This window comes from Streptomyces sp. NPDC003300 (genome assembly GCF_040610915.1).
Classification (GTDB): domain Bacteria; phylum Actinomycetota; class Actinomycetes; order Streptomycetales; family Streptomycetaceae; genus Actinacidiphila.
Window position 1 is genome coordinate 96,849 of the sequence record NZ_JBEXNE010000005.1, and the last position, 24,153, is coordinate 121,001.

Genomic DNA, 24,153 nt, shown 5'->3' on the forward strand with positions numbered 1-24,153 from the left:
GCCTCCTGCACCGACTCCGGCTTCACGGCGGACGTGGCCGTCGGCGGCAACGTGGGTGTCGGTGTCGTCGGCACGGCCGGAGTCGGCGCCTCAGGCGTCGGCGACTCGGACGTCGGCGCGGTCGGCGTCGGCGTCGGCGAACCAGGCGTCGGCGAACCGAGTGTCGACGCGCTCGGCGTCGGCGTCTGCTCCCCCGGCGCCTTCGGTTGCAGCTTGATGCAGACCTGACCGCTGGCGTACTGCTTCTGCATCTCCTCGCTGAGCTGGAGCGGCAGGCACGCCTCCACCACGGGCGGCAGCGGCGAGGGCCCGGCCTGCGGCACCGGCGTCGGGCCCGGCGTGACGGCCGGAAGCAGAGTCGGTACGGCCACGGGTGTGAGCGCCGGGGTCGGCGTCACGGGCGGCAGCACGCTGGGCGTCGGGCTCGCGCTCGGGCTGACCGCCGGGCTCGGCGACAGGTCGGGGGACGGCGACACCGAGGGCGTCGTCGGCACGGTCGGAGTCGGGCTCGGCGACAGCGACGGCTCCGGGGTGAGCGTGCCGCTCGGCGTCGGCGTCACCGTGGGCGTGTCCGAAGGCGTCGGGGTCTCGGTCGGCGTCGCGGACGGGCTGACCGAGGGGGTCGGCGTATCCGTAGGCGTGCCCGAAGGCGTATCCGTGGGCGTCGGCGTCACCGTAGGCGTATCCGTGGGCGTCACCGTGGGCGTCGGCGTGACGGTCGGCGTGTCCGTGGGAGTCGGAGTGCCGGTCGGCGTCGGAGTCTCCGTCGGCGTGGGCGTACCCGTGGGCGTCGGCGTCTCCGAAGGCGCGGGCGTCTCCGTAGGCGTCGGCGTCTCCGACGGAGCAGGCGCCGGCTTCAGGTCGAACAGCGCGTTGCGATACACCTTCGAGGACTTCGGGTTCTCCGTGCACTGCCACACGCCGTGCGGGCAGTAGTCGGTGATGGTCTGGTACACCGGCTGGTGGTCGTTGATCCACTGGAGCATCTGCCGCATGTAGTCGGGGTTGTCGCCGTTCCTGAACAGGCCCCACTCCGGGTACGAGATCTCCTTGCCGTGCAGGTCGGCGAAGTCGACCTGCGCCTGGAGCCCGTACGCCTCGTTGACCTGGTCGTAGAAGGTCTCGCCGGGCGGCTGGTCGTAGGAGTCCATGCCGACGATGTCGACGGTCGCGTCACCGGGGTAGCACTCGGTCCAGCCGATGGCGTCCTGGCCGCGGTTGGGCGTGAAGTCGAAGCGGAAGCGCTGGCCGGGGACGGCGCGCATGGCCTTGACGATCCGGTTCCAGTACGTCTTCCAGCCGGACGGGTCGGGCCCGCAGCGGTGGGTGTACGTGGTGCCGTTCATCTCCCAGCCGAGGACGATCACGGTGTCGGGCACGCCGAGGTCGACCAGCCGGTGGGCGAGCCGGGTGAAGTGGCCGTCGAAGTCGCCGCGCGCGCCCTCCTGGATCAGTTCGCGTACGTCGCGGTCGGGGACGCGGTCCTCGTTGTGCTCCTGCATCGGCACGTTGAGGACGAAGAGCCGGTCGGGCTTCGCGCGTTTCCAGGCGGCCCACGGCTGGAGCAGCCCGCCGCTGCCCTCGATGCCGGACCAGTCGTCACCGGGCAGATACGTATGGCCGACCGTCGCCTCCGTACCGCCGAGCCAGGATTCCAGGGCGCCGATCCGTGCTACGCCCTCGGCGCCGGAGTCGGTGAAGGCACCCATGGGGGCGTACGAGGCGCGCGGCGGGGGCGTGGGCGTGGACCCGGAAGCACCGGCGGGACCGTTCGAGCCGTCAGGGCCGTCAGGGCCGTCAGGGCCGTCAGGGCCGTCAGGGCCGTCAGGGCCGTTCGATCCGCTGGCGCCGCTCGACCCGTTGACGCCGTCCGGGCCGCCCGGTCCCGTGGCGCCCTCCGCGCCGACGGCACCGGCGAGCGCGGTGACCAGGCGGCGGCCCGCGCCCGGCGGGTCACCCGCGATGCCGGACAGTCCTGACACGATCAAGGCGGCCGACACGAATCCGACGCCCGCACCCGTCAGCCACTGGCGTCGGTTGGCCATGGTCACTCCTCGTTCGCTGTCCGCTGTGCGTGGTGCGTGGTGCGGTGACCGCCGTGCGACCGCACGGAAATCGGACTCCTAACGATCAGTCATAACGTATGAGTAATAAGCGCGCCCCCTGACGTAGACCAAAAGCGGTTCCCACGACAGTTCCTACCCGGCCTCAAACAACCTGGCGGTCCGTCAATACCGGCACCGGGCCGATCGCGATATCACTCGGGCGGATGAAATTCCTTGCATCGCCCACCGATTATCCGGGTGACTCACCCCTACGGCGGCATGATGAGCCGCGGAAACGGCCGGAGGAGAGGAGTGTGTCGGACATGAGCGAAGCCATCGAGAACGGCAGCGGAAAACACTCACGACCCCGGGTGGCGACGCGACGGCGGTTGATCAGGCGCGGCATCACGACCGTGGCCGCCGTATCGGGGACCACCGCGGCGCTGCGTCCGATGCTGGCCGCGAGGCAGTCGGACACCGCGGTCGCCGAGCCCGCCGCTGGGTACGACAGCGCCGCCGCCGGGTACGAGCCCGCTCCCGTGCCGGGCGCGGGGGCCGCCCTCTTCGACGAGGTCTACCGCGGGCGCCGCATCCAGGGATTCAGCTCCGCGCGGGACAGCGGCGTCGACATCCGGATCGACGGGCGCCCGCTGCACGTGATGCGGCGCGTGGACGGCAGCTTCATCAGCATGGCCAACCACTACCAGCCCTTCCCCACCGCCCTCGGCACCGCCCGCGGCGCGGTCGACGTGCTCGGCCGCGCCCAGCTGTCCACGACCGCGGAGCACCACCACTGAGCGCCGTCCACGGGCGCCCGCACTGAGCGCCACCACTGAGCGCGGCACCACGCGCCACCACTGACGGCTGAGCGCCGTACGACCGCCGAGGGGTCAGTTCCTGTGTACACGCGAATGAATCAGCGGCATCTGACCAGCAGCCAACGCTCCCGGTTCGTCGAGGCCGTGCTGGAGCTCAAGCGCGTGGGCGGCTACGACAAGTACGTCATCACGCACGGCAAGTACTTCGCCGCCGACGGCGAGAGCGGGCTGCGGGTCGCCCACATGGCACCGACCTTCTTCCCCTGGCACCGCCGGTTCCTGCTCCAGTTCGAGGCGGATCTCCAGATGTTCGACCCGGGCGTCACCATCCCGTACTGGGACTGGACGTACGACAACGCGCAGAGCTCTTCTCTGTGGGGCCCGGACTTCATGGGCGGCAACGGCCGCGACAGCGACGGCCAGGTGATGACGGGCCCGTTCGCGTACCAGACCGGCGACTGGCCGATCAATTACGGGGTCACGCAGGAGAAGTACCTGACCCGCAACATGGGGCGGCCCGACCGGCCGATCGTGCTGCCGACGAAGGCGGAGCTGGACAACGCGCTCGCGATGCCGGTCTACGACGTCGCGCCGTGGAACTCCGCCCCGTCCACCAAGGGCTTCAGGAACAAGATCGAGGGCTGGACGGTCAGCGACACCAAGGGCGGCTACCTGCACAACCGGGTCCACCAGTGGGTCGGCGGCCACATGATCGGCGGCACCTCGCCGAACGACCCGGTGTTCTGGATGCACCACGCCTTCCTCGACCTGGTGTGGATCCGCTGGCAGCGGCTGCACCCGAAGTCGGCGTACCTGCCGTCCATGCCGCTGTCGGCCAAGGACCCCGAGCACGGCCGCGTGATCAGCAGCAACGAGCTGATGCCGCCGTGGAACGAGAAGCCGTCGGACTACTTCGACCACCGCTCGTTCTACCGCTACGAGGAGAGCTGACGCGCTCGCGCCGCGGGTGACGGGCCGCGGGTGACAGGCGGAGGGAAACGCGCCGAGGATGACGGGCCGAGGGTGACGGGCCGAGGGTGACGGGCCGAGGGAAAAGAAAACGGCCTCCCGCACACAAGGTGACGGGAGGCCGCGGTGGCGCGGAATTACCACTCGCCGCCGTCGTGCCCGGAGACGTTGGCGCACTGGTTGCCGAACGCCGGGTTCAGCAGGCCGATGACGTCGACGGTGTTACCGCAGACGTTGACCGGGACGTGCACGGGCACCTGGATGAGGTTGCCGGACAGCACACCCGGCGAACCGACAGCGGCACCCTGCGCGCCGGAGTCGGCAACAGCCATACCGGCGCCGGCGGCCAGAACGGCACCCGCCGCGGCGGTGACGGCCGCCGCCTTTGCGATACGCGACATCAAGATCTCCCTGAGACGAAACCCAACCGCAAATACCTGCGGCGTTGACGCTGTGCGCAACGGGGGGAGATCACGAATAGTCACGCATGTTGGGCTGAATCGGTGACGGCGTATCAAAATAGGCCGAAGGGGTGAGCGCGGTTCGCGCTCACCCCTTCGGGTGTCACATCCGGCCGGAGCACGGCTCGAAGCGCAGCTCAGGAACCCTGTGAACCACGGCTCCGGCTACGCCCGGCGCTCGGTCAGAGCGGCAGGCCGGGGGCCGAAGGGAGGCCGCCGGGCAGCGACGGGAGGGCGGGCAGACCGGGCAGGTTCGGCGCCGGCAGGCCACCGCCGAGGACGGTGGCGACGACGACGTTGACCAGGCCGGTGACGACGGCCGTGGCGGCGGTCAGCAGCCCCGCCGGGTCACCGGCCGTGGACGCCTTGACCAGGTTGTCGACGGCCGTCTGGAGCGCGGTGAGGGCGTCGGCCTTCAGGTCCCGCGTGGCGGACGGCTTGGCCGACGGCTGCGTGGCGACCTTGCCCGAGGGGCTGCCGAGGCTCGGCACCGCGGGGGCGGCGGGAGCGGCGGGAAGAGCCGGCGCGGCGGGAGCCGCGGGAGCCGCCGGGGCAGCGGGAGCCGCAGGGGCGGCAGGAGCGGCGGGGACGGCAGGAGCGGCGGCCTTCGCCGCGTCGATCGCCGACTTGGCCCCGGCGGCGTCGGCGGTGATGGTCTCGGGCTTGACGGTGCCGGGCTTGGCGAGCACGTCCTGGACCAGTTTCGTGACCGGGGTGAGCACGCCTGCCACGTCTCCCAGTGACTTGGCCTGCGCGAGCAGCGCGGTCGCGTCCGGCGCGGCCGGTGCCGTCACGGTGCCCGCGGGCTTGGTGTCTGCGGGAGTGGCGGCAGCGGCGGTCGTCGTGAGCGCGCCGCCGGCGATGGTGGCGACGAGCGCGGAGGCGACGACCACGCCGGTGATCCGGTGGGTACGCATGGAAAACAGTTCCCTTCGGTGGTGAACAGCTACGCCACCACCGTGAAAAGCAGACGGTATTACCGCAACTGCTGAGAATGGCCGCCGCCCACGAGGGTGGCGGCGCGAACTGTGTGAACTGCGGATTTCCTGTTTTCAACCGCTGCCGATCCACATCACCCTGATGGGCCGTTAGGGTGCGTACGCGCGGCCGACTTCTCCCCTAACGGAGGAATCCGGGAGCCTCGGGTCGCCCGCGGAGGTGATATCCGCCCCGGCCGGGCTCTCCCGGCGGTTAGGGTCCGGCGCATGAGCCAGACCAATACCGCCCTGAATTCCGCCCTCCAGCGCCGACTCGGCACCCTCGTGGTGATTCCGTGGGCCGGTGAACACCACGAGGACGGCCGCGACATGCCGTTCCTGATGGCCTATTCGCTCGGTGACGGGCCGGACGGCCCGGAGTCGGGGCAGGAGGCGGCGCTGGCCGTCGCGGAGGAGGTCGGGCTGCCGGTCGGCGGCGCGATCCTCGACGTCAAGCAGGCGCCGAACGTCCCGGTGAAGGTGCTGGTCGAGGGCGGCAAGGCCGTGCTGACGATGCCGTACCTGCACGCCGCGTGCCCGGTGCCCGAGCAGTGGGTCGCCGCGGCGCAGGACCGGGGCGCGGTGTACTTCATCCTCGCCACCCGCCCGTGGCCCGAGGCCAAGCCGGGCACCCCGGTGACCGAGGAGACCCTCCAGGGCTTCGCCGGGGACACCGACGTCCTGGGCACCGCCGCGCACTGCCTGGTGCCGGTGGGCACCCTCAAGGGTTAGAGCCCGACACTCGCGCGCAGGGGCGCCCCGCCGGACCGGAGAAGTCCCGCGGGGCGCCCCTGCGTGTGGTGGGTCTGTGCCTACGCGCCCGCACGCGTCCCGTGCGTACGGCGTTTGGCTCGGGTCAGTGGACCAGGTCGTTGGCGGCGGTGACCGCGTCGGTGCCCGCCTGGGCGACGTTCTTCACGTCCTGGACCTTCTGGTCGACCTTGTAGTCGCCGAGCACGCTGGCGGTGGCGCCCTTGGCCTGCTCGCCCGCGGCGCTCGCGGTGATCGCGGTGCTGCTCAGGGTGGAGCCCAGATCGGCGGACTGCTCGGCGGCCATGGCGGCGGGGGCGCCCGCCGCGATCAGGAAGGAACCGGCGGCGGCGGTGGTGAGGATTCGGCTTACGTTCATGATCGATACAACGCGCGAACCGCCCGCAGGGCACGCGGACCGTACCGGTCCTGGTCGGCGCGGGACCGCGGGCCCTCCCGCCGCGCGCGCCCCCGCTGTTGCACTGGCGTGACAACGGCAGCACAGGAGACGGACGTTGCGGGAGCACTCTTTGTGTCACCGGCACGAGCAGCCGGAGCCGGCCGGAACAGCGGGACACCGCCGCGAGCGGCCGGAGAACGCCGCACCGCATCCGTTCCTGGGGGGAACCCGATATGTCCGTTCGTGCCCGTGGCCGTCGCAGCACCGCCGCCGCCATCGCGCTCACCGCCGGGATCACGGCGGGTGCCGCCCTGCTCCTGTCGGCCTGCGGCCCCACGGACGGCACCGCCTCCGACCCGGCGCCCTCGGCGACGAGCGGCGCGAGCGGTCAGCCCACCCCCAGCGGGAAGGGCGGCAGCGGCGGCAGCGGGGGGAACGCGGGGGACGACGGCGCCAACGGCTCGGGGGCCAGCCCGGTGGGCAGCAGCACCAAGCTCAACGGCACCGCGCACTCCGGTCTGACCATCAGCGACGGCACCCGCTACGTCGTCATGAACGGCACCCGGGTGGACTTCGGCACCGAGGTCCGCGACCTGGCCTGGTCGCCGAACGGCGCGAAGGCCGCCTTCATCGACGGCGACGGCGACCTCGCGGTCAGCGACCCCGACGGCAGCGGACGCGTGATCGTGGCCAGGAACCCGGGCGACCAGAACTGGTCGCACCCGACCTGGCAGGTGCGCGCGAAGGACCCGCAGAACGGCCTTCCCGCCCTCGACAACATCCTCTTCGCCGGCCGCCGGGGCGGCACCGCCCGGCTGTACGGCGTCCCGGCCACCGCGCACGGCGGCACGCCCAAGGTGCTGAGCCTGAACCACGAGTCGGACGAGAACGTGAAGCCGCTGCCCCAGACCGGCAACGTATGGCCCAGCTCCGCGGGGAAGTACGGCACCGCCGTCTACGCCAACACCGGCGACGGCAACGTCTACATCCGCGACGACTACCTGCGGCAGCAGGGCTACGCGCTCACCCCGGGGTCCGAGCCCGCCATCGGGCCGACCGAGGACGACGGCATCGTCTTCGTCCGGTCCGTCGGGGGCCACGACCACCTGTTCCTGGAGACGCCCCACGACGGCGCGCCCGTGTACAAGGACCTGACCCCGCAGGCGACCACCGACTACACCGAGCCCGCCTTCGAGCCGAACGGCAGGACGGTCGTGGCCCGTACGCCCAACGGCATCGTGCGGCTGCCCGTGGACGGCTCGCAGGCGCCGGTCAAGGTCTCCGACTACGTCGGGCTCCCGGCCTACCGCGCCTGAGCCAACTCGGCCCGCAGCGCCTCCAGATGGGCGTCGGCGGTGTCGTGCGGCAGGAACTCCACCACGTCGACGAAGCGGAACAGCACCTGTGACGAGGTGACCGCGAACTCGTAGTCGGCGAAACCGACGACGGCGCCCAGCGTGCCGCGCACCGCGCCCCGGACGACATGAGCGGTCATGTCGTCCGGGTTCCGCGCGTCCAGGCCGCGCCGCGCGTTGGGCCGCGCCAGATACGGGCAGACCATCGAGGCGTAGAGCATGCAGGCGCGGTGGCCGGGCCCTTCGAGGGTCGGCGCGAGATTGCGGTACGGGCGCCCGGCCGCCAGCGCCTCGCCGATCGCGGCGCTCTCGGAACCGCCCACCACCCGCCACACCGGGCCGCGCGGCATCAGCGTGTCGCACACCGAACACAGCCGCTGCCGGGCGCAGTTGGCGCTGCGGTCGTAGTCGGTCAGCGCGAACTGCGGCTGGTCGTCCTGCCACGGGGTGATCGCGGGCACCGGGTAGCCGCGCGGATCGCGGGGCCTGACCTCGACGGTCGGCGGCATCGGCACGGAGTCAAAGCGCACGGCCCATCCCTATCAGGCGGAACGGTCCCTGCGGAACAGCCGTCCGAACCCCGTCCGCCGCCCGCCCCTGCCGGAATCGGTATCGGTTTCGGTATCGCTATCGCTATCGGCGGCCGTAGCCCTACCCGTATCCGTATCCGCGCTGTCGTCCGTGCCCGTACCGACGGCCCGCGCCGCGTGCCAGTCCGCCACGACCTTCTCGACGTCGAACAGGCCGAGGTTGAGGGGCGGTCCCTCCGGGGGACGGCGCAGGGCCTCGCGGAGACGGTCGTTGATCTCGGTGAGGATCTGCCGCACCTGCCGCTCGGAGCGCGCCCGCGCTATCGCGGCCGTCGCGTCCTCCGCCGCCTTGCGCAGCACGAGCGTCGGCGGCAGCGCGGACAGGCCCTCGCGGTGCATCTTGCCCTTGATCCACCACAAGTCGTCGTACGGGGTGTCCAGCGAGGCCAACGGCTTTCCCGCGCCCGGCAGTTCGGCGAAGTCGCCGCGCTGCTCCGCCTCGCGGATCTGCTTGTCCACCCACGTCTCGAAGGAGACACCGGCGGGTTTGCGGTCGGTCATACCTCGCTCCTCACGTGGGCGCACGCAGCGGGTGGCGTACGTACCAGGTTACGGCCGCGCCCGCGCGGCCAGCAGGGCGACGTCGTCCTCGGCGGCGGAGGGCGCCAGGCGGTGCACGATCCGGGCCAGGAGCGCGTCCAGCGGTTCACCGTCGGGCGGGAGGACGAGCGAGGCCAGCCGGGCGAGCGAGGCGTCGATGTCCTCGGTACGGCGTTCCACCAGCCCGTCGGTGTAGAGCAGCAGCGTCTCCCCCGCGCGCCACGGCACGTACACCGTCTCGTACGTGCCCCGCAGGTCCGCGCCGAGCGGCGGTCCCGGCGGTACGGCGAGCAGCCGGACACGGCCGTCGGGGGTGACGACGGCGGGCGGGAGGTGGCCCGCGCTGGCGAAGAAGCAGCCGCCGCGCGCCGGGTCGGCGAGGCCCAGCAGACAGGTGCCCGGCCGCTGGGCGCCCGCGGCGGCCAGCAGCGCGTCCATCCGGCGCAGGACGCGGTCCGGCGCGTCGCCCTCTCCCGCGACCACGCGCAGCATCGAGCGGTAGTGGCTCATCTCGACGGCCGCCTCGACGCCGTGCCCCATCACGTCGCCCATGGCCAGCAGCGTCACGCCGCCGGGCAGCGCCAGGGTGTCGAACCAGTCGCCGCCGACCAGGTCGGTTGCGCCCGCCGGGAGATAGCGGGTGGCCACCTCGACCCCGGGGTGCGGGGCGCCGGGCGTGGCCAGCAGGGCGCGCTGCAACTCCACCGCGATGCCGTGCTCGCGGGTGTAGCGGCGGGCGTTGTCGAGGCTGATCGCGGCCCGGTCGGCCAGCGCGCGGGCGATGGCGGTGTCCTCGTCGTCGAAGCCGGGCGAGGTCCCGGCCCTGATCAGCGTGACCGTGCCGATCCGGTCGCCGCGGGCGCTCAGCGGCACGACCAGCACGGAGTGGATGCCCGCCGCGCGGTAGGCGGCGACCCGCTCGGCGTTCGGCGCGGAGTGGGCGATCTCCTCGTCGCGCGGCAGATTCTGCACCACGGGACGCCCGGTCTCCAGGCAGGTCGGGATCGCCGAGCCGCGCTGGTAGACCACGTACTCCCCCGGCGTCCCGAAGATCCGCACCCGCTCGCGCAGCGCGGGCCGCGCGGCCATCGCGGCCCTGCGCAGCCGCAGCGCGCCGTCCGGCGGGGGGCGGCGGCGGGCGCGCGGGCCGCTGTCCAGCACCTCGACGGTGGCGGTGTCCGCGATCACCTCGACCAGCAGGTCGGCCAGTTCCTGGCAGGTCGGGTCCATCTCCAGCGTGGAGCCGATCCGGACGGCCGCCGCGTCGAGCAGCAGCAGCCGCTCCTTGGCCCGTTCCAGTTCGCGCTGCGCCTCGTGGTCCTCGCTGACCTCGATGATCACCGCGCCGATCCCGCCCACCCCGCCGTCCCGGCCCTGGAGCCGGTGGTACGTGCACTGCCAGTAGCGCGTGGTGTGCGGCGAATCGGCCCGGGTCTGGCCGCTGGAGAGCAGCTCGCGCGGTGTGCCGTCGGCGAGCACCATCCGCAGGACGCCCTCGCCCACGTCCACGCCCGGCACCGTCTCGGCGATGGTCCTGCCGATGTGCGCGGCCGCTTCGACGCCGTTCATCCGGGCGAGCGCCGGATTGACGTACCGGTAGCGCAGGTCGGGGCCGAGTACGGCGACACCCGCCGCCGTCCCCTCCAGCAGCGCGCGCCACAGCGACTCATCCGCGTTCACCTGTTCCACAGTGCACGCAGGGTCGCGGGGCCGCGAATCGGGACGGCGGAGGGGCCGCGCGGCGGCCGTACCCACGGGGTCGGGGGTCCGGGGATTCGGGGTCCGGAGAGGCTCGGCGGGGCCGGGGGCGCGGGGCGTGGGCTGATATAACAGCGCTGTTAGATTAGCCGCCCGGCGCTTCGACGGTTGAGGCGTCGCGCCCGTCGAGAGGAACGGACCGCCATGACCGAGGCGCAGCGGAGCCACCCGCCGATCGAGCCGTACGACCGGGGCATGCTCGATGTCGGCGACGGGAACCTCGTGTACTGGGAGACCTGCGGCAACCCCGAGGGCAAGCCGGCGCTCGTCGTGCACGGCGGCCCCGGCTCGGGGTGCAGGCCGTCGCACCGGCAGGACTTCGACCCGGAGCGGTACCGGGCGGTGCTGTTCGACCAGCGCGGCTGCGGGCGCAGTACGCCGCACGCGAGCGACCCGGCGACCGACCTCACCCACAACACCACCGACCACCTGATCGCCGACATGGAACGCCTGCGCGTCCACCTCGGCATCGACCGCTGGCTGCTGACGGGCGGCTCCTGGGGCTCGACGCTGATCCTGGCGTACGCGCAGCGGCACCCCGAGCGGGTCTCGGAGATCGTCATCAACGGCGTCACGACCACCCGCAGAGCGGAGATCGACTGGCTCTACCGGGGCGTCGGCCGCTTCTTCCCCGAACAGTGGGCGGCCTTCCGCGCGGCGGCCGGCCCGGCGTACGACGGCACGGGGTCACGTACGGCGCCCGGCACGGCGTCCGGCACGGCGTCCGGCTCAGCGACCGGCTCAGCGACCGGCATGGCGTCCGATACGGCGGGCGGCATCGCGGGCGGGCTCGTCGCCGCGTACGCGCGCCTCACCGAGGACCCCGATCCGGCCGTACGGGCCAGGGCCACCGCCGACTGGTGCGCGTGGGAGGACGCGGTGCTCTCCCTCGAACCCAGCGGCTCCGCCCGCCCGTACAGCGACCGCCCCTCCGCCGCCCGGCTCGCCATGGTCCGGATCTGCGCCCGCTACTTCTCGCACGGCGCCTGGCTCGAAGAGGGCGCCCTCCTGCGCGACGCGCCCCTGCTGCGGGGCATCCCCGCCACCCTGCTCCACGGCCGCCTCGACCTCAGCTCGCCGCTCGACACCGCCTGGCACCTCGCCGCCGCCTGGCCGCAGGCCACCCTCACCGTCGTGGACGACGCGGGCCACAAGGGCAGCGCCACGATGTCCCGCCACGTACGGGACGCGCTGGACGGGTACGCGCGAGCGGTCTAGGGGCGGGCCCGGTCAGCCGCGTACGGGGACCGTCGAGGTGGTGAGGAGCTGACGGGCCTGGCGCTCCGGGGTCTCGGGCGGGACGACGAGCAGGTCGCAGCGGCCGACGCCCCGGCAGAGCAGGCACACCGAGTCGCGGTGGCCGGTGGTGGTGGAGCGGTGGATACGGAGGGTGTGGCCGCCGAGCAGCAGGGCGGAGGGCCCGTCGAGCCAGTTCGCCGCGTCGAGGGTGATGTCGGTGATCCGGCCCCAGCGGCCGTTCAACGCGGCGAGCAGCGGCGGCAGTTCCTTGGTCACGTCACGGGTCCGCGGCCACCAGGCGCCGTCGATCCGTACGGGGCTGCCGCCCGGGTGGATCAGGGACAGCCGGGCGGGCGGCCCGTCCCAGACCGGCAGGGCGCAGGCGGGCAGCGGCGGCGGTGTCTCGGTCGCGGTGGTGATCGTCATGGTGTCGGCCTGTCTCCGGACGGTTCGTCCGGGGTGGTGGGTGGTGCCAAGCGCGTGTTCGGGGCGGGCCGCGGCGGGCGGGGCGGCGACGGCGGACGTACGGGCGGCGGTACGTCGTCGGCGGCGGCCCCCTCGGTGACGTCCGTGCCTCGGCTGACGTCCGGGTCCTGGGCGGCGTCCGCGTCCTGGGCGGCCTCGGTGACGCCGGTCACGCCGGTGACCTCGGCCGTCCCGGTGCCGTCCCGTACGCGCTCCTCGCCGCCGACCAGGCGGAGCTGGAAGGGGCCCGCGTCGGGGAAGTGGACGGTGTCCACGGTCAGCCGCAGCCGGGTGCCGCCGTCCTCGTCCACCACCGGGCGGCCGGGGGGCGGCTGCTCGGTCGCGGCGAAGCGGAAGCGCAGCACCTGCGCGATCCTGCGGGCCGCCTCCGGGGTCGCGGCCACGATGCTGACCTCGGCGAAGCCGGGCGCGGGCAGCGCCCGCTCCGCGCCGCCGGAGCCGGAGCCGGAGCCGGAGCCCGAGCCCGAGCCGGTGGCCGCCGCCGCGTTCCGCGCCGCGTCGTCGCGCCCGGCCCCGGTACGGCCCCGCGGCGGCCCGGCCGTACCCGCCATGCGCGGATCGGCCCCCGTCCCCGCACCGGCCGCGCGCGGCTCACCCGACTCGTTCTCGCGCGGGGGCATCAGGCCGCCCGCTCCGGCCGGGCCAGCCCCGCGGGACCGCCCTCGGCCTCCCAGGCGGCGTCCGCGCCGCGGTCGGGGTCGGCCTGGGCCATCAGTTCGCTCGCGGTACGGACATTGGCCGGGTCCGCCGCCGCGGCCATCAGCCGGGCCGCCGTCGCCGCCGGAGTCTGCGGCGGGACGATCAGCAGATCCCAGCGGCCCGTACGGTACGAGAGCACCAGCAGCTTGTGCGGGTCCTGCTCCTCGACGAACCAGCCGACATGCACCACGTGCCCGGCGACCGGCACCTTCTTCGGCACGGTCGGCCAGTACAGGGGGTTGACGGTGACCCGGGTGATCCGTCCCCACAGCAGGTCCAACGCGCCGACCAGGGACGGCAGTTCGAGGGAGAGGTCACGGGACTTGGGCCACCAGGCGCCGTCCAGCGGCCCCGGTCCGTGGCCGAGCTCGGCCGAACCGATCCGCAGGGCGCTGACGCCGGGCGACAGCGAGAGCCGCGGCGCGGGGGGCGCGGGAGGGGGCCGCGGGACCGTACGGACCGCCGAGGGGTGTGCGGAATCCTGAGAGGAGAGCATGGAACAAATCCGTCCACGGGCCCGCTGGAACGGGTCCGGCACCGTCGCTCACCGCGAACGACGCCGACTTGAGTGCCGGTGTACGGAATGCCCTCGGTCCGTTCACCCTACTCCGTCCGGGGTGTCTGGGACGATGATGGAAGGTCACCGTTCCGGACCGCCGGGACACGGGGCCGATGGGGGAGGGAACACGTGGCCGAGGTCTTCACGCGCCGCATGTCCAGATGGCAGGCGGAGCAGCAGCGCGAGGCCGTCGCGGATGTCTACGTCGAGGCGTACCGAGGTGTGCCGGGCCAGGAATTCCACGACCGGGAGGATTTCCTGGGGCGCTTCGCCGAGGCCACGCAGCGGCCCGGCTTCGACATGATCGTGGCCAGCGAGCGGCGGCTGACCGGGGTCGCGTACGGCTACGTCCTCGACCGCGCCGACGGCTGGTGGCGGGACTTCACGGTCGCGGGCACCGACGGCGCGGGGCCCGACGGCACGGACATCGAGGAGCTCACCGCCTCGGGACAGGTCTTCGCGCTCGCCGAGCTGATGGTCGTGCCCGCCTACCGCAGGCAGGGCATCGCGACCGGTCTGCTCGACCAGCTCCTGCTGCGCAGCGACGCGGCCCTCGTCACCGTCCTCACCGCGCCCGACGCCGACGCCGTCCACGCCCTGCGCGCCTGGGAGTGGACCTACCTCGGCGACACCCACGGCCCCCGCCAGGCATGGAGCCGCCCGCTGCGCCCGTGAGCGTCGCCGCCGCCATGTCCCCTGGCGTCGCTACCGCTTGCGGACGCCGAACAGCGAGCGGCTGATCTCGCGGCCGAGCTGCGTGCCCATGGAGCGGGCGAGGGACTTGAACGCGCCGCTGTGGACGACCTGTTCGACGATTCCGGCGTCGGCGGCGGCGCCCTTGGCGGAGGAACGGCCGCTCTTCGGGGCGGTCTTGGGCGCGCTCTCGGCGGCTTCGGCCCGCGCGGCGGAAGCCGCTTCGGCGGCGGCCAGCTTCTCGTAGGCGGACTCGCGGTCGACCGCCTCGGCGTACCGCCCGTACAGCGGCGAGGACTTGACGGCGGAGTCGAGCACGGCCGCGTCCACGGGACCCATCAGCGACTCGGGGGCGCGCAGCCGGGTGGCGGCCACCGGCGTCGGCGCGCCGTTCTCGCTGAGGACGGTGACGACGGCCTCGCCGGTGCCGAGCGAGGTGAGCAACTCGCCCAGGTCGTAAGCGGAGTTGGGGAAGGTGGAGACGGTGGCGCGCAGCGCCTTGGCGTCGTCGGGCGTGAAGGCGCGCAGGGCGTGCTGGACACGGTTGCCGAGCTGGGCGAGCACGTCGCCGGGGACGTCCTTGGGCGTCTGCGTGACGAAGAAGACGCCGACGCCCTTGGAGCGGATCAGCCGTACGGTCTGGGTGATCGCGTCGAGGAACGCCTTCGAGGCGCCGTTGAAGAGCAGGTGCGCCTCGTCGAAGAAGAAGACCAGTTTCGGCCGGTCGAGGTCGCCGACCTCGGGCAGGTCCTGGAAGAGGTCGGCGAGCAGCCACATCAGGAAGGTCGAGAAGAGCTGCGGCTTGTCCTGCACGGCGGGCAGCTCCAGCACGGAGACCAGCCCGCGCCCGTCGGACGCCGTACGCAGCAGCTCGCTCGTGTCGAATTCCGGCTCGCCGAAGAACGCGGCGGCGCCCTGCGCCTCGAAGGCCGTCAGCGTCCGCATCAGCACCCCGGCCGTCGCCGACGAGATCCCGCCGATCTCCTTCAGCTCCGGCTTGCCCGCGTCGGAGGTCAGGAAGGCGATGACGGCCCGCAGGTCCTTGAGGTCGTACAGCTCGAGGCCCTTGGTGTCGGCGTAGTGGAAGATCAGGCCGAGCGACTGCTCCTGCGTGGTGTTCAGGCCGAGCACCTTGGACATCAGGACGGGGCCGAAGGCGGTGACGGTCGCCCGTACCGGGATGCCGGGGCCGAGGCCGCCCAGCGCGTAGAACTCGGCCGGAAAACCGGTGGCCGTCCAGTTCTGGCCGACTTCCGCCGCCCGCCGCTGGACCTTCTCACCCGGTTGGCCCGGCGCCGACACGCCGGAGATGTCGCCTTTCACGTCCGCGAGGAAGACCGGGACGCCCTGCGCGGAGAGCTGTTCCGCGATGAGCTGGAGCGTCTTGGTCTTGCCGGTGCCGGTGGCGCCCGCCACCAGGCCGTGCCGGTTGAGCATGCCGAGCGGGATGCGGACCGGCGCGTCGGGGTGGCACTCGCCCTCCCAGAGCAGCGCGCCGAGGTCCAGCGCGGGGCCGGTGAAGGCGTAGCCGCGGGCGATGTCGGCGGCGGGGGACGGCGGTGTCGGCCCGGACGGCGCCGCTGATGGCCCGGACGGTGCGGGAGTCGACCCGGACGGTGGGGCTGTCGGCCCGGACGGTGCGGGAGTCGGCCCGGACGGTGGGGCTGTCGGCCCGGACGGTGCGGGAGTCGACCCCGGTGTCACGGCCGCCTCACCCGTGACGGCCTCACCGGCGGAACTATTCGGCTGGGGATCGGTCATCACATGCTCCCGATTCATACGACGATGAGGCTTTTGCCACCATCGCACCCCGGCAGCGGTGCTGCGCCCGGACAAGCCGGGCCGGTAGGCTTTCCGTGTGATCTTCAAGCGCATCGGAAACGGGCGGCCGTACCCGGACCACGGCCGGGTGAGTACGCGCGAGTGGGCCGACGTCGCCCCACGTCCCGTGCGGCTGGACCAGTTGGTGACCACCAAGGGACAGCTCGACCTGGAGACACTTCTCGCCGAGGATTCCACCTTTTACGGCGACCTCTTCGCCCATGTCGTGAAATGGCGGGGCGACCTCTATCTCGAGGACGGACTCCACCGGGCGGTACGCGCCGCGCTCCAGCAGCGCCAGGTGCTCCACGCCCGGGTCCTGGAGATGGACTGACAATCCGCTTACGCTGCGCTCATGAGCATGCTGACCCCCTCCGGTATGGGCGGGAAGTACCGGGTCACCGGCAAGCAGTACCCGAGGATGCGCCGCCCGCGCCGCCGCGGCCGTGTCGTCACCGCCGTGCTCGCCTCGGTCGTCGTGCTCGGCCTCTTCGGTTACGGGGCGCTGCAACTCGTCCATGTCTTCCGCGGGGACGACAACGGCGACACGAAGGCGAACGCGGCACCGCAGAACCGCCCCTGCGTCACCGTGGCCCCCACCGCCCCCACGGGTAAACCGGCCCCGCTGCCCCAGCCCGCGGGCGTCACGCTGAACGTCTTCAACGCCACCGCCAAGGGCGGTCTGGCCAAGACCACGGCCGACGAGCTGGCCAAGCGCGGCTTCAAGGTCAACAAATTCGGCAACGCGCCCGACCCGTACGACAAGAAGGTCGGCGAGTCCGCGCTGATCGTCGCCGGGCCCGCGGGCGAGGCGGCGGCCCGCACGGCGGGCACCCAGGTGGCGGGCTCGACCGTGAAGATCGACCCCAAGCGGACCGACAAGACCGTCGATGTGATGATCGGCACGGCCTTCACGGCGCTTTCCGGTCCGACCGACGTGGCGAAGGCCCGGATCGTGGCGGCGAACCCGCCGCCGCCGAAGCCGGTGTGCGTGACGGCGAGCCCGAGCGCGTCGGGGGCCGCCCCCGGCAAGACGGGGGCCACGACGAAGGCGGGCGCGCCGGCGAAGCACTAGCCGCCGTGGCGGGCGCCGCCTTGGCGGGTGGCGCTTGCGCGGGTGGCTTGGCGCGGGTGGCTTGGCGCGGGTGACTGCCCTTCGTGGCGGCCGACAGCGTACGTGCGAGAGGGGCGGGACCTGAGCCAGGTCCCGCCCCTCCGCTTGTCGGATCAGCGGCCGGACAGCGTTCAGGGTGTCCGGACCGTTCAGCCCGTCTCGGTCATTCAGCCCGTCCGGACCGTTCAGCCCTTCCGGGGCGTCCGCGACACGCCGGGTCGGGCCGGGCCGATTGTCAGCTCACCGTGCCGTACATCCGGTCGCCCGCGTCGCCGAGGCCGGGCACGATGTAGCCGCGCTCGTTCAGCCGCTCGTCGACCGCGGCCGTGACCACGGTGACCGGCTTGCCCGCCAGGGCGCGCTCCATCGACTCGACGCCCTCGGGCGCGGCCAGCAGGCACAGCGCGGTGACGTCGTCGGCGCCGCGGTCGATCAGCAGGTCGATCGCCGCCACCAGGGTGCCGCCGGTCGCCAGCATCGGGTCGACCACGTACACCTGCCGTCCCGACAGGTCCTCCGGCATACGGGTGGCGTACGTCGCCGCCTCCAGCGTCTCCTCGTCGCGGACCATGCCGAGGAAGCCGACCTCGGCGGTGGGCAGCAGCCGCACCATGCCGTCGAGCATGCCGAGCCCGGCGCGCAGGATCGGCACCACGAGGGGGCGCGGGTAGGAGAGCCTGACCCCGGTGGTCGGGCCGACCGGGGTGCGGATGTCGACCTGCTCGGTCCGCACGTCGCGGGTGGCCTCGTAGGCGAGCAGGGTGACCAGCTCGTCGGCGAGCCGCCGGAACGTCGGCGAGTCGGTGCGCTCGTCGCGCAGGGTGGTGAGCTTGTGCGCGACCAGCGGGTGGTCGACAACATGGAGACGCATGAATATGACTGTATCCGCCGGGTGGGGGGCGCGTCGCCAGTGCGATGAGCAGCCCGGCTCCGCGCACCTTCTGCGCCTGGCGTGGGGTAAACGGCGCGAACGAGGGAAACTGGCCAGATACGCCCGGTGTGCCTTCCGGGTGAAGCGAGCCCCAGGGATGGTGCCCGAGATGCCGGAGCCCGAGCGAGCAACCGACCGAGCCATCGACCGTGACGCGGATCGCACCGACCGCACTCCGGATCGCGCCACCGACGGCGCCCCCGCCGACGCTGCGGACCGATCTGAGGGCCGATCCGCGGACCGTACTGCCGACCGATCCGCTGACCGGTCTCCCGGCCGTTCCCCCGCCCGCGACACGGACATCGAGCGGCGCCGCAAGCGCGCGCTGTTCCTGCGGGAGCTGAACGAGGCCAAGGAGCTGCGCGAGCGGGTCCAGCCGCGACGCGCCCGGGTCGCCCGGCTCCGTCAGCAAATGCGGATGCGCACCTTCCGTTGGTGACCGCGCCGCGCGCGTGAACGGGTACGGATCACGTATACGCCGCGTACGCGCCGCGTACACAGCGTGACGGATCAGTACCGTACGGGTGACCGTTCCGGGCCCCCGATGGCCGGACTTTCCAGAGAAGTGACGAAGACCTGGCACGTCGCGGTGCAGAAGACCCTTCGCAACGCCCCGGTTTCTGCCACGATGCCGAGTGGGTGGGGCCAACGGAAGTCGAAAGCGGCCCCCATCCGGTCCGGACGGCCTGAGACCCTGTGGGAGAGTCACGGTGTACTTCGCCGCACTGCTCGCGCGCACCGAGGACGGTTGGCAAGCGAGCGAACCCGATCTCGACGATGTGGAAACCCTCGCCGATCTGAGCGATCTGGCCCGCGCGGCCGGCGACGAGGAGGAAACGGTTCTGGTCTTCATCGAACAGGAGGACGCCTGGTTCGGCGTCATCCGTGTGGACGGTGAAGAGGATCCCAGGATCTATGTGTCCGACGCGGCTGCCGCCGCCCGCAGTTCGTACGGGGAGATCCTGCTCACCGACGAAGTGCTGGGCCGCGACCCCGAGGACCTGGACGAACTCGTGGACCTCGACGGCACCGAGGACGGCGAGGACGACGAGACCGAGGACGCCGTGGCGGGCCCCTCGGAAGACCATGTGCCGACCGGTCCGCTCGGCGAAACCGACATCCTCACGGATCTCGGCATGAGCACCAGGGAACTGCTGGCGCTCAGCGGTGACGGCGCGCTGACCGGTGAGGCGCTCGGCGAGATCGCCGACGCGCTGGGGTGCGGGGACGTGCTGGAGGCGGTCCGCTGACAGACCCTCTGAAGGACCCCTGGGTCGCCGCGATGCGGCTGGCCCTGGAAGAGGCGGCACAGGCCCCGCTCACCGGTGACGTACCGGTGGGCGCGGTCGTGCTGGCCCCCGACGGCACGGTGCTGTCCCGTGCCCGCAACGAGCGCGAGGCCACCGGCGATCCGACCGCCCACGCCGAGGTCCTGGCCATCCGCCGCGCCGCCGCCTCCGTCGGCGGCTGGCGCCTGACCGGCTGCACCCTCGCGGTCACCCTCGAACCGTGCACCATGTGCGCGGGCGCGATCGTCCTCTCCCGGCTCGACCGCGTCGTCTACGGCGCCGCCGACGACAAGGCGGGCGCCGCCGGTTCCCTCTGGGACGTGGTCCGCGACCGCCGCCTCAACCACCGCCCCGAAGTCATCCCCGACGTCCTCCCCACCCCCTCCGCCGCCCTCCTCACCCGCTTCTTCCGTACAACCGATTTCTGACCACCCCCCCGCGTGGGCTAGGATCTCTCTCGGTAGCGTGTCCGAGCGGCCTAAGGAGCACGCCTCGAAAGCGTGTGAGGGGGCAACTCCTCCGTGGGTTCAAATCCCACCGCTACCGCCATGAACAGCGAAGTTGAGGGGCCCGACCGCACTGCGGTCGGGCCCCTCAACGTGTTCGTCGGAGGGCCGTTCGCCGGGGAACCCTTCGTGGCCGTTACTCGTCGTCGTAGCGCTTGAAGTCGCTGGTGTCGATGGTCCAGGGGCCGAAGGGGACCTGGTCGCCGAAGACGTAGGGGAGCACGGTGGAGTAGTGCGGGCCGCTGGAGCCGGGGGCGGGGTCGGCGTAGGTGAAGACGAGACCCTTGCGAGGGTCGATGAGCAGGTAGAGCGGGATGCCCATCGCGGGGTAGTCGGCGGCCTTCTCGACGTAGTCGTTGTCCGGGTTGGACTCGGAGACCACCTCGACCACCGCGAGCAGGTCAGCGGGGTCGACTGTCGGTTTCGGCTCTTCCAGGATGTCGAGCGGGAGGACGACGGCGTCCGGTCGGCGCATCCGCCCCACCGCCGGGTGCTCCACTTCGGCACCTGACTGGGCGACGATGTCACGGTCCGGATGCGTGGCCGGGAGCTGAGCGTTCAGCTGGCGGACGACGCGGGTGGCGATGGCCTCGTGGCGGTTGACCGGGCTCATCATCACGACGACCCCGGCAGCTCCGATCTCGATCGCCCAAGCCCCTTGCAAGCGGTCCGCCAGCGGCCAGAGCTCCTCCGCGATCTTCCGCATACGTGCGTAGACCTGCGGGTCCGCTGCTTCGGTCACGACTCCTCCGTACGGTGGGTTCAACCGGCACCCGAGCCAGTGAAGCGCCTGCAACCGACTGACGCGGTTGCTCCTGCGAGTCTGCATGCCACCGCGGCCATCGCCAAGGCGGACTTGCCCCGGCCTGCGGCGTTCCGGGACCGGCCGAAGAACAACGATCCATGAGCGCATGGCTCCCAAGCCGCGCCGCGCGCCTGTCGCCCCCCCAAACGGCTCTACCTTCTTGATCGGGTTGATCGAGCCATTCGTAGGGTTGGGTCGCCCAGGGGTGACCAGCGGTGAGCCCGCGCTGCTGCTGGCGCTGCTGGTCAGCCACGGCCAGGAGGTCCTCACCCGCGTGGTCAACCGCCTGCGCGGCACCCCGCTGTCCATGTTCCCGGCCCTGGAGAGGGCCCTGGACATGGCCAACACCGGCCCACTCAGGCTGCTGACGGGCTGCCAGACTCCGCATGCGATCCGCCGTGCCGGGGTCACTCGGCTGGCGATGGCCCTCAACGAGCATGTTGTCGAGCTGGACAAGCTCATCGAGGACCGGTTTCGCGAGCACGAGCTCGCTGACATCGTGCTGAGCGTCCCGGGCATCGGCACGACTCTCGGAGCCGAGTTCCTCGCCGCCGTCGGTGGCAGCCTGGACAGGTTCGACTTCCCAGACGCCTTGGCGGCCTTCGCCGACGTCGCCGCGGTGAAGGCGCATGGAAGAATCGACGTATGCAGTCTTTTTCCGCCAGCCCCGACAGTCTGAGCGGACCCCTGACCCTCCTTGACGACGAAGGGACGAGCTGGATTCTTCATCGCAAGCGGCTTGACCTGCGCATCGTCCGTCGGCTGGTCAAGGACGCCACCACACTTGTCTTCTGGGGAGACATGGGCGGTATGAGCCCCCGGCTCACGACGGCGGCCGAACGTCCCCTGCTCTGGGACCGGATCAAAGACGAGTACATGGGCCCCGGCGGAACATGGTCGACCGGCCGCTACCTGGCTCACGAGTTCCGCGCCGAGCCGGGACACCGCATGCTCTACGTCGAGGACCACTGCTGAGCTCCGCGCGCGGCGATTGAGTCGGAACCCGTTTCCGCGAACGGAGTCATCGACAACAGCAGTAGGAAGCTGGGACATCACTGCTCCCGAGCCTCACCTCTTCAGTGACCAGCGGTTACTCAGTAAACCCGGCCCGCTCCCCCGGTAGAATCGGAGCCATGCCCTCCCCCGTGTGTGCCACGACCGGCGAAGGCGCGGTGCCGGGCGCGCCGCGGTGGCCGGCGGGGTCGACGCACGACGAATTCCTCGCGGTGCCGGGTGACGCGGCCCGCGCCTCGCGCCCGCACCGGCGCAATCCCCAGGCCCTCGAACCCGGCGACGGCGAACCGAGGTTCGGCCTCTTCCCCGACGTCCTCCCGCGCGGCCTGCCCGCGACGGAACCCACGGCCCCCCGCCCGTAACCGATGCCCGCCATGTCGGAGCGCCTGGTCTGGTACGTGTCGTACGGCTCCAACATGTCGCTGGCGCGCCTGCGTTGCTACCTGACGGGCGGTACGGCCCGGGACACCGCGGACGGCGGCGGGCGTACGTATCCCGGTTGCCGCGACCCGCGGATGCCGGAGCGCTCAGTGGGGATCGAGCTGCCGGGGACGGTGTACTTCGCCACCTGGTCGCCGGTCTGGCACGGCGGACGCGCCTTCTACGACCCGCTGGCCCCCGGCCGCGCCTGGGCCCGCGCCCACCTCCTGACCCTCGGTCAGTTCTCGGACATCGCCGCCCAGGAGATGTACGCCGCCCCCGGCCACGACCTCGACCTCACCCGGGTCCTCGCCGAGGGCCGCGACCGCCTCGGCCCTGGCCGCTACGAAACCCTCCTCCACCTCGGCGACCTCGAAACCCACCCCCTCCTCACCTTCACCGCCCCCTGGCACGCCCCCGACGCCCAGCCGGTCCCCCCGTCCCCCGCCTACCTCGCCCACCTCGCCGCGGGCCTCCGCGAAGCCCACACCTGGCCCCCCGAAGCGATCACGACCTACCTCGCGGGCCTCACGTCGCGGAGTACGGCTCGATGAGCGGTCGCGGATCACGTACTCCGCGAACGATCTCCTCCGGCACCCCGGGGCCCTGTGCGTAGTAGCGCCCCTGCGCTTCACCGTGGGCCGACAGCCATCCCGCCCTGACGAGTTCACGGATGTCACGTTGGGCCTGCTGCTCGCTCAACTCCGCGTCCGCCTGGTACGTCGCCCGCCGGACCCGGTTTCCCATCAGGGCCGGGTACAGGGCGTACAGCGTGCGCTCGGGCAGCCCTTGTCGCTCGACGGCCTCCTCAAGCGCGGACCACACCGTGCGGGTGGTCTCGACCTGCCGCTGTACGGCCTGGGCCTGTTGATGGTGGGCGCGCAGGCAGAACCGGACCCAGGCGCGGGTGTCCCGGTCCGGCGTCCAGACCGGGCCGCCGACCTCCGCCAGTACGTCGTAGTAGCGATAGGTGTTGCGGGCCCGGCCCAGCCACTCCTCAATACTGGAGAACTCCGGCGCGACGATCCCTTCCCGCGCCAGGACCAAGGTCTGGAGCGCGCGGGACATCCGGCCGTTTCCGTCCGCCCAGGGGTGGATCGCGACGAGATTGAGGTGCGCCATCGCGGCTCGCACCAGAGCGGGCGCTTCCAGGTCGCCCTCGTTGAGCCAGACGACCAGTTCCGCGATGAGATCCGGCACCGAGTCGGCGTCAGGCGCGGTGTAGGCCGCGATGGTCGGGTCCTCGGGTGAGGTCACGTACACCGCACCGGACCTCCACCAGCCCGGACGTTTGAGCAGGTGGTGGCCTTGCATCATGAAGTGCAGACCGTTGAGCAGACCCTTGCCGTAGGCGAAGTCCGGCCCGGCGTCCGTCAGTCGCTGGATGTACGTCATGGCCTGCCGGTAGCCCTCGATCTCGGCGGAGACCGTCTGGTCGGCCTCGATCGGCGCCTCGCCGAGCATGATGTCTTCGACATCGGCGACGCTCGCCGCGTATCCCTCGATCGTGTTCGAGCCGGCGATCGCCCGCGCTGTCAGATTGCGGCGGAGCTGCCCCTCCCAACGGCGCGGCGTCCGCAGGTGGAGCCGGAGCCGGTCGCGCATCCCCTCGATCTCACCGAGGACCCGCTCATCCACGTCGTCCAGGCCAGGCGTTTCATACAACATGACGCAATGACACCATCATCCCGTCAATACGTCAAACCGTCTCTCAACGCGACCTACCTCGCGGGGCTGGCCAGCGTGGCCTGATCTCGTCGCGCGGGGGGCGTCCGGGGCGGGCGGGGGCGTTCCCCTTGGGGGGCGGACTCCGTACGTTCGTACGGAGTCGGGGTCGCGTTCACCGAAGGGCGGATCGGCGAAGGCGGCACTCCGGTCGGTGTGTCCTGATATGTCTGGTGTGGGCGGCACGAG

Annotated in this window: 26 protein-coding genes, 1 tRNA gene and 3 pseudogenes; 16 read left to right on the forward strand and 14 right to left on the reverse strand. The window is 72.1% G+C overall.

Translation table 11 applies throughout. The annotated features are described in order from the left end of the window. Nucleotides 1-731: 731 nt before the first annotated feature. A pseudogene (locus tag ABZX65_RS09440) lies at nucleotides 732-1,964 on the reverse strand (glycosyl hydrolase); the annotation flags it as partial. A gap of 404 nt (nucleotides 1,965-2,368) precedes the next feature. On the opposite strand from ABZX65_RS09440, the gene ABZX65_RS09445 reads away from it, so the two are divergent. Together ABZX65_RS09445 and ABZX65_RS09450 are read left to right on the forward strand one after the other, a co-directional pair. Next, nucleotides 2,369-2,842, forward strand: coding sequence for a tyrosinase family oxidase copper chaperone (locus ABZX65_RS09445; protein WP_355336508.1), 474 nt, complete (start codon nucleotides 2,369-2,371; stop codon nucleotides 2,840-2,842). A 102-nt stretch (nucleotides 2,843-2,944) separates the two neighbouring features. After that, nucleotides 2,945-3,814: a tyrosinase family protein gene (locus ABZX65_RS09450; protein WP_355336509.1), complete on the forward strand. Its 870-nt coding sequence runs from the start codon at nucleotides 2,945-2,947 to the stop codon at nucleotides 3,812-3,814. Nucleotides 3,815-3,969: 155 nt separating this feature from the next. Here ABZX65_RS09450 and ABZX65_RS09455 read toward each other — a convergent pair whose 3' ends face one another. Both ABZX65_RS09455 and ABZX65_RS09460 read right to left on the reverse strand, forming a co-directional pair. Beyond that, complete coding sequence (locus tag ABZX65_RS09455; RefSeq protein WP_188284466.1) at nucleotides 3,970-4,233, reverse strand: chaplin; 264 nt, start codon at nucleotides 4,231-4,233, stop codon at nucleotides 3,970-3,972. Between the two features lie 242 nt (nucleotides 4,234-4,475). Beyond that, nucleotides 4,476-5,210, reverse strand: a complete 735-nt coding sequence (locus ABZX65_RS09460) for a hypothetical protein (RefSeq protein WP_355336510.1) — start codon at nucleotides 5,208-5,210, stop codon at nucleotides 4,476-4,478. Between the two features lie 288 nt (nucleotides 5,211-5,498). Between ABZX65_RS09460 and ABZX65_RS09465 the strand changes: the two genes are divergently transcribed. After that, nucleotides 5,499-6,002 (forward strand): DUF5949 family protein, encoded by a 504-nt coding sequence (locus ABZX65_RS09465; RefSeq protein ID WP_355336511.1) that lies wholly within the window; start codon nucleotides 5,499-5,501, stop codon nucleotides 6,000-6,002. Nucleotides 6,003-6,126: 124 nt separating this feature from the next. Here the strand turns inward: ABZX65_RS09465 and ABZX65_RS09470 are convergent, their stop codons facing one another. Beyond that, entirely contained in the window at nucleotides 6,127-6,399 is a 273-nt protein-coding gene (locus tag ABZX65_RS09470; RefSeq protein WP_188284469.1) for a hypothetical protein, read from the reverse strand. Nucleotides 6,400-6,653: 254 nt separating this feature from the next. On the opposite strand from ABZX65_RS09470, the gene ABZX65_RS09475 reads away from it, so the two are divergent. Continuing rightward, entirely contained in the window at nucleotides 6,654-7,736 is a 1,083-nt protein-coding gene (locus tag ABZX65_RS09475; protein ID WP_355336512.1) for a hypothetical protein, read from the forward strand. Here ABZX65_RS09475 and ABZX65_RS09480 read toward each other — a convergent pair. The 3 genes and pseudogenes from ABZX65_RS09480 to ABZX65_RS09490 form a co-directional block, all read right to left on the reverse strand. Beyond that, nucleotides 7,724-8,305: a hypothetical protein gene (locus ABZX65_RS09480; protein WP_355336513.1), complete on the reverse strand. Its 582-nt coding sequence runs from the start codon at nucleotides 8,303-8,305 to the stop codon at nucleotides 7,724-7,726. The two genes, ABZX65_RS09475 and ABZX65_RS09480, sit on opposite strands and share 13 nt — an antisense overlap. Before the next feature lie 180 nt (nucleotides 8,306-8,485). Then, nucleotides 8,486-8,866 (reverse strand): annotated as a pseudogene (locus ABZX65_RS09485) (DUF1992 domain-containing protein); the annotation flags it as partial. Nucleotides 8,867-8,914: 48 nt separating this feature from the next. Then, nucleotides 8,915-10,585: a SpoIIE family protein phosphatase gene (locus tag ABZX65_RS09490; RefSeq protein WP_355336514.1), complete on the reverse strand. Its 1,671-nt coding sequence runs from the start codon at nucleotides 10,583-10,585 to the stop codon at nucleotides 8,915-8,917. Between the two features lie 222 nt (nucleotides 10,586-10,807). Here ABZX65_RS09490 and ABZX65_RS09495 point away from each other — a divergent pair, with 222 nt between their 5' ends. Next, on the forward strand, nucleotides 10,808-11,881 hold the full coding sequence (locus tag ABZX65_RS09495) for an alpha/beta fold hydrolase (RefSeq protein WP_355336515.1): 1,074 nt from the start codon (nucleotides 10,808-10,810) through the stop codon (nucleotides 11,879-11,881). 12 nt (nucleotides 11,882-11,893) lie between these two features. On the opposite strand, the gene ABZX65_RS09500 is transcribed toward ABZX65_RS09495, so the two are convergent. Genes ABZX65_RS09500 through ABZX65_RS09510 form a run of 3 tightly spaced genes read right to left on the reverse strand, consistent with a single transcriptional unit; the run spans nucleotide 11,894 to nucleotide 13,583 of the window. Beyond that, nucleotides 11,894-12,328, reverse strand: a complete 435-nt coding sequence (locus tag ABZX65_RS09500) for a DUF5994 family protein (RefSeq protein ID WP_355336516.1) — start codon at nucleotides 12,326-12,328, stop codon at nucleotides 11,894-11,896. After that, entirely contained in the window at nucleotides 12,325-13,008 is a 684-nt protein-coding gene (locus ABZX65_RS09505; protein WP_355336517.1) for a hypothetical protein, read from the reverse strand. The genes ABZX65_RS09500 and ABZX65_RS09505 overlap by 4 nt, the downstream gene beginning before the upstream one ends. Continuing rightward, a complete protein-coding gene (locus tag ABZX65_RS09510) occupies nucleotides 13,008-13,583 on the reverse strand; it encodes a DUF5994 family protein (protein WP_355336518.1) in 576 nt (191 codons plus the stop codon). The genes ABZX65_RS09505 and ABZX65_RS09510 overlap by 1 nt, the downstream gene beginning before the upstream one ends. 216 nt (nucleotides 13,584-13,799) lie before the next feature. Here ABZX65_RS09510 and ABZX65_RS09515 point away from each other — a divergent pair, with 216 nt between their 5' ends. Beyond that, nucleotides 13,800-14,321 (forward strand): GNAT family N-acetyltransferase, encoded by a 522-nt coding sequence (locus ABZX65_RS09515; RefSeq protein ID WP_355336519.1) that lies wholly within the window; start codon nucleotides 13,800-13,802, stop codon nucleotides 14,319-14,321. Between the two features lie 30 nt (nucleotides 14,322-14,351). Here ABZX65_RS09515 and ABZX65_RS09520 read toward each other — a convergent pair whose 3' ends face one another. Beyond that, entirely contained in the window at nucleotides 14,352-16,100 is a 1,749-nt protein-coding gene (locus tag ABZX65_RS09520) for a helicase HerA-like domain-containing protein (RefSeq protein ID WP_355336520.1), read from the reverse strand. A gap of 97 nt (nucleotides 16,101-16,197) precedes the next feature. Here ABZX65_RS09520 and ABZX65_RS09525 point away from each other — a divergent pair, with 97 nt between their 5' ends. Continuing rightward, nucleotides 16,198-16,494 (forward strand): type II toxin-antitoxin system VapB family antitoxin, encoded by a 297-nt coding sequence (locus ABZX65_RS09525; RefSeq protein WP_188284476.1) that lies wholly within the window; start codon nucleotides 16,198-16,200, stop codon nucleotides 16,492-16,494. Nucleotides 16,495-16,515: 21 nt separating this feature from the next. After that, nucleotides 16,516-17,235, forward strand: coding sequence for a LytR C-terminal domain-containing protein (locus ABZX65_RS09530; RefSeq protein WP_355336521.1), 720 nt, complete (start codon nucleotides 16,516-16,518; stop codon nucleotides 17,233-17,235). A 274-nt stretch (nucleotides 17,236-17,509) separates the two neighbouring features. Here ABZX65_RS09530 and upp read toward each other — a convergent pair whose 3' ends face one another. Then, a complete protein-coding gene (upp, locus tag ABZX65_RS09535) occupies nucleotides 17,510-18,145 on the reverse strand; it encodes a uracil phosphoribosyltransferase (RefSeq protein ID WP_355336522.1) in 636 nt (211 codons plus the stop codon). A 169-nt stretch (nucleotides 18,146-18,314) separates the two neighbouring features. On the opposite strand from upp, the gene ABZX65_RS09540 reads away from it, so the two are divergent. The 4 genes from ABZX65_RS09540 (at nucleotide 18,315) to ABZX65_RS09555 (ending at nucleotide 20,043) form a co-directional block, all read left to right on the forward strand. Beyond that, nucleotides 18,315-18,644 (forward strand): hypothetical protein, encoded by a 330-nt coding sequence (locus tag ABZX65_RS09540; protein WP_355336523.1) that lies wholly within the window; start codon nucleotides 18,315-18,317, stop codon nucleotides 18,642-18,644. A gap of 271 nt (nucleotides 18,645-18,915) precedes the next feature. Next, nucleotides 18,916-19,455, forward strand: a complete 540-nt coding sequence (locus tag ABZX65_RS09545) for a hypothetical protein (RefSeq protein WP_355336524.1) — start codon at nucleotides 18,916-18,918, stop codon at nucleotides 19,453-19,455. A gap of 32 nt (nucleotides 19,456-19,487) precedes the next feature. After that, entirely contained in the window at nucleotides 19,488-19,922 is a 435-nt protein-coding gene (locus ABZX65_RS09550) for a nucleoside deaminase (RefSeq protein WP_355336525.1), read from the forward strand. A gap of 31 nt (nucleotides 19,923-19,953) precedes the next feature. After that, nucleotides 19,954-20,043, forward strand: a tRNA-Ser gene (locus ABZX65_RS09555). 93 nt (nucleotides 20,044-20,136) lie between these two features. On the opposite strand, the gene ABZX65_RS09560 is transcribed toward ABZX65_RS09555, so the two are convergent. After that, the gene (locus tag ABZX65_RS09560) at nucleotides 20,137-20,742 is read right to left on the reverse strand and encodes a Uma2 family endonuclease (RefSeq protein ID WP_355336526.1); all 606 of its coding nucleotides are present in this window, start codon (nucleotides 20,740-20,742) and stop codon (nucleotides 20,137-20,139) included. Nucleotides 20,743-21,010: 268 nt separating this feature from the next. Here ABZX65_RS09560 and ABZX65_RS09565 point away from each other — a divergent pair. The 4 genes and pseudogenes from ABZX65_RS09565 to ABZX65_RS09580 form a co-directional block, all read left to right on the forward strand. Continuing rightward, a pseudogene (locus tag ABZX65_RS09565) lies at nucleotides 21,011-21,445 on the forward strand (transposase); the annotation flags it as partial. Between the two features lie 5 nt (nucleotides 21,446-21,450). Continuing rightward, nucleotides 21,451-21,780: a hypothetical protein gene (locus ABZX65_RS09570; RefSeq protein ID WP_355336527.1), complete on the forward strand. Its 330-nt coding sequence runs from the start codon at nucleotides 21,451-21,453 to the stop codon at nucleotides 21,778-21,780. 158 nt (nucleotides 21,781-21,938) lie between these two features. Next, entirely contained in the window at nucleotides 21,939-22,181 is a 243-nt protein-coding gene (locus ABZX65_RS09575) for a hypothetical protein (RefSeq protein ID WP_355336528.1), read from the forward strand. Nucleotides 22,182-22,193: 12 nt separating this feature from the next. After that, the gene (locus tag ABZX65_RS09580; protein WP_355336529.1) at nucleotides 22,194-22,793 is read left to right on the forward strand and encodes a histone deacetylase; all 600 of its coding nucleotides are present in this window, start codon (nucleotides 22,194-22,196) and stop codon (nucleotides 22,791-22,793) included. Here ABZX65_RS09580 and ABZX65_RS09585 read toward each other — a convergent pair. Then, nucleotides 22,768-23,907 (reverse strand): Fic family protein, encoded by a 1,140-nt coding sequence (locus ABZX65_RS09585; RefSeq protein ID WP_355336530.1) that lies wholly within the window; start codon nucleotides 23,905-23,907, stop codon nucleotides 22,768-22,770. The two genes, ABZX65_RS09580 and ABZX65_RS09585, sit on opposite strands and share 26 nt — an antisense overlap. Nucleotides 23,908-24,153 lie beyond the last annotated feature (246 nt).

Coding starts and splice junctions, on each gene's coding strand:
- upp (WP_355336522.1), bottom strand. CDS start 18,145: ATGCGTCTCCATGTTGTCGACCACCCGCTGGTCGCGCACAAGCTCACC.
- ABZX65_RS09575 (WP_355336528.1), top strand. CDS start 21,939: ATGCCCTCCCCCGTGTGTGCCACGACCGGCGAAGGCGCGGTGCCGGGC.
- ABZX65_RS09500 (WP_355336516.1), bottom strand. CDS start 12,328: ATGACGATCACCACCGCGACCGAGACACCGCCGCCGCTGCCCGCCTGC.
- ABZX65_RS09460 (WP_355336510.1), bottom strand. CDS start 5,210: ATGCGTACCCACCGGATCACCGGCGTGGTCGTCGCCTCCGCGCTCGTC.
- ABZX65_RS09445 (WP_355336508.1), top strand. CDS start 2,369: ATGAGCGAAGCCATCGAGAACGGCAGCGGAAAACACTCACGACCCCGG.
- ABZX65_RS09475 (WP_355336512.1), top strand. CDS start 6,654: ATGTCCGTTCGTGCCCGTGGCCGTCGCAGCACCGCCGCCGCCATCGCG.
- ABZX65_RS09495 (WP_355336515.1), top strand. CDS start 10,808: ATGACCGAGGCGCAGCGGAGCCACCCGCCGATCGAGCCGTACGACCGG.
- ABZX65_RS09540 (WP_355336523.1), top strand. CDS start 18,315: ATGCCGGAGCCCGAGCGAGCAACCGACCGAGCCATCGACCGTGACGCG.
- ABZX65_RS09530 (WP_355336521.1), top strand. CDS start 16,516: ATGAGCATGCTGACCCCCTCCGGTATGGGCGGGAAGTACCGGGTCACC.
- ABZX65_RS09470 (WP_188284469.1), bottom strand. CDS start 6,399: ATGAACGTAAGCCGAATCCTCACCACCGCCGCCGCCGGTTCCTTCCTG.
- ABZX65_RS09510 (WP_355336518.1), bottom strand. CDS start 13,583: ATGCTCTCCTCTCAGGATTCCGCACACCCCTCGGCGGTCCGTACGGTC.
- ABZX65_RS09515 (WP_355336519.1), top strand. CDS start 13,800: ATGTCCAGATGGCAGGCGGAGCAGCAGCGCGAGGCCGTCGCGGATGTC.
- ABZX65_RS09580 (WP_355336529.1), top strand. CDS start 22,194: ATGTCGGAGCGCCTGGTCTGGTACGTGTCGTACGGCTCCAACATGTCG.
- ABZX65_RS09505 (WP_355336517.1), bottom strand. CDS start 13,008: ATGCCCCCGCGCGAGAACGAGTCGGGTGAGCCGCGCGCGGCCGGTGCG.
- ABZX65_RS09585 (WP_355336530.1), bottom strand. CDS start 23,907: ATGTTGTATGAAACGCCTGGCCTGGACGACGTGGATGAGCGGGTCCTC.
- ABZX65_RS09465 (WP_355336511.1), top strand. CDS start 5,499: ATGAGCCAGACCAATACCGCCCTGAATTCCGCCCTCCAGCGCCGACTC.
- ABZX65_RS09520 (WP_355336520.1), bottom strand. CDS start 16,100: ATGACCGATCCCCAGCCGAATAGTTCCGCCGGTGAGGCCGTCACGGGT.
- ABZX65_RS09455 (WP_188284466.1), bottom strand. CDS start 4,233: ATGTCGCGTATCGCAAAGGCGGCGGCCGTCACCGCCGCGGCGGGTGCC.
- ABZX65_RS09550 (WP_355336525.1), top strand. CDS start 19,488: ATGCGGCTGGCCCTGGAAGAGGCGGCACAGGCCCCGCTCACCGGTGAC.
- ABZX65_RS09570 (WP_355336527.1), top strand. CDS start 21,451: ATGCAGTCTTTTTCCGCCAGCCCCGACAGTCTGAGCGGACCCCTGACC.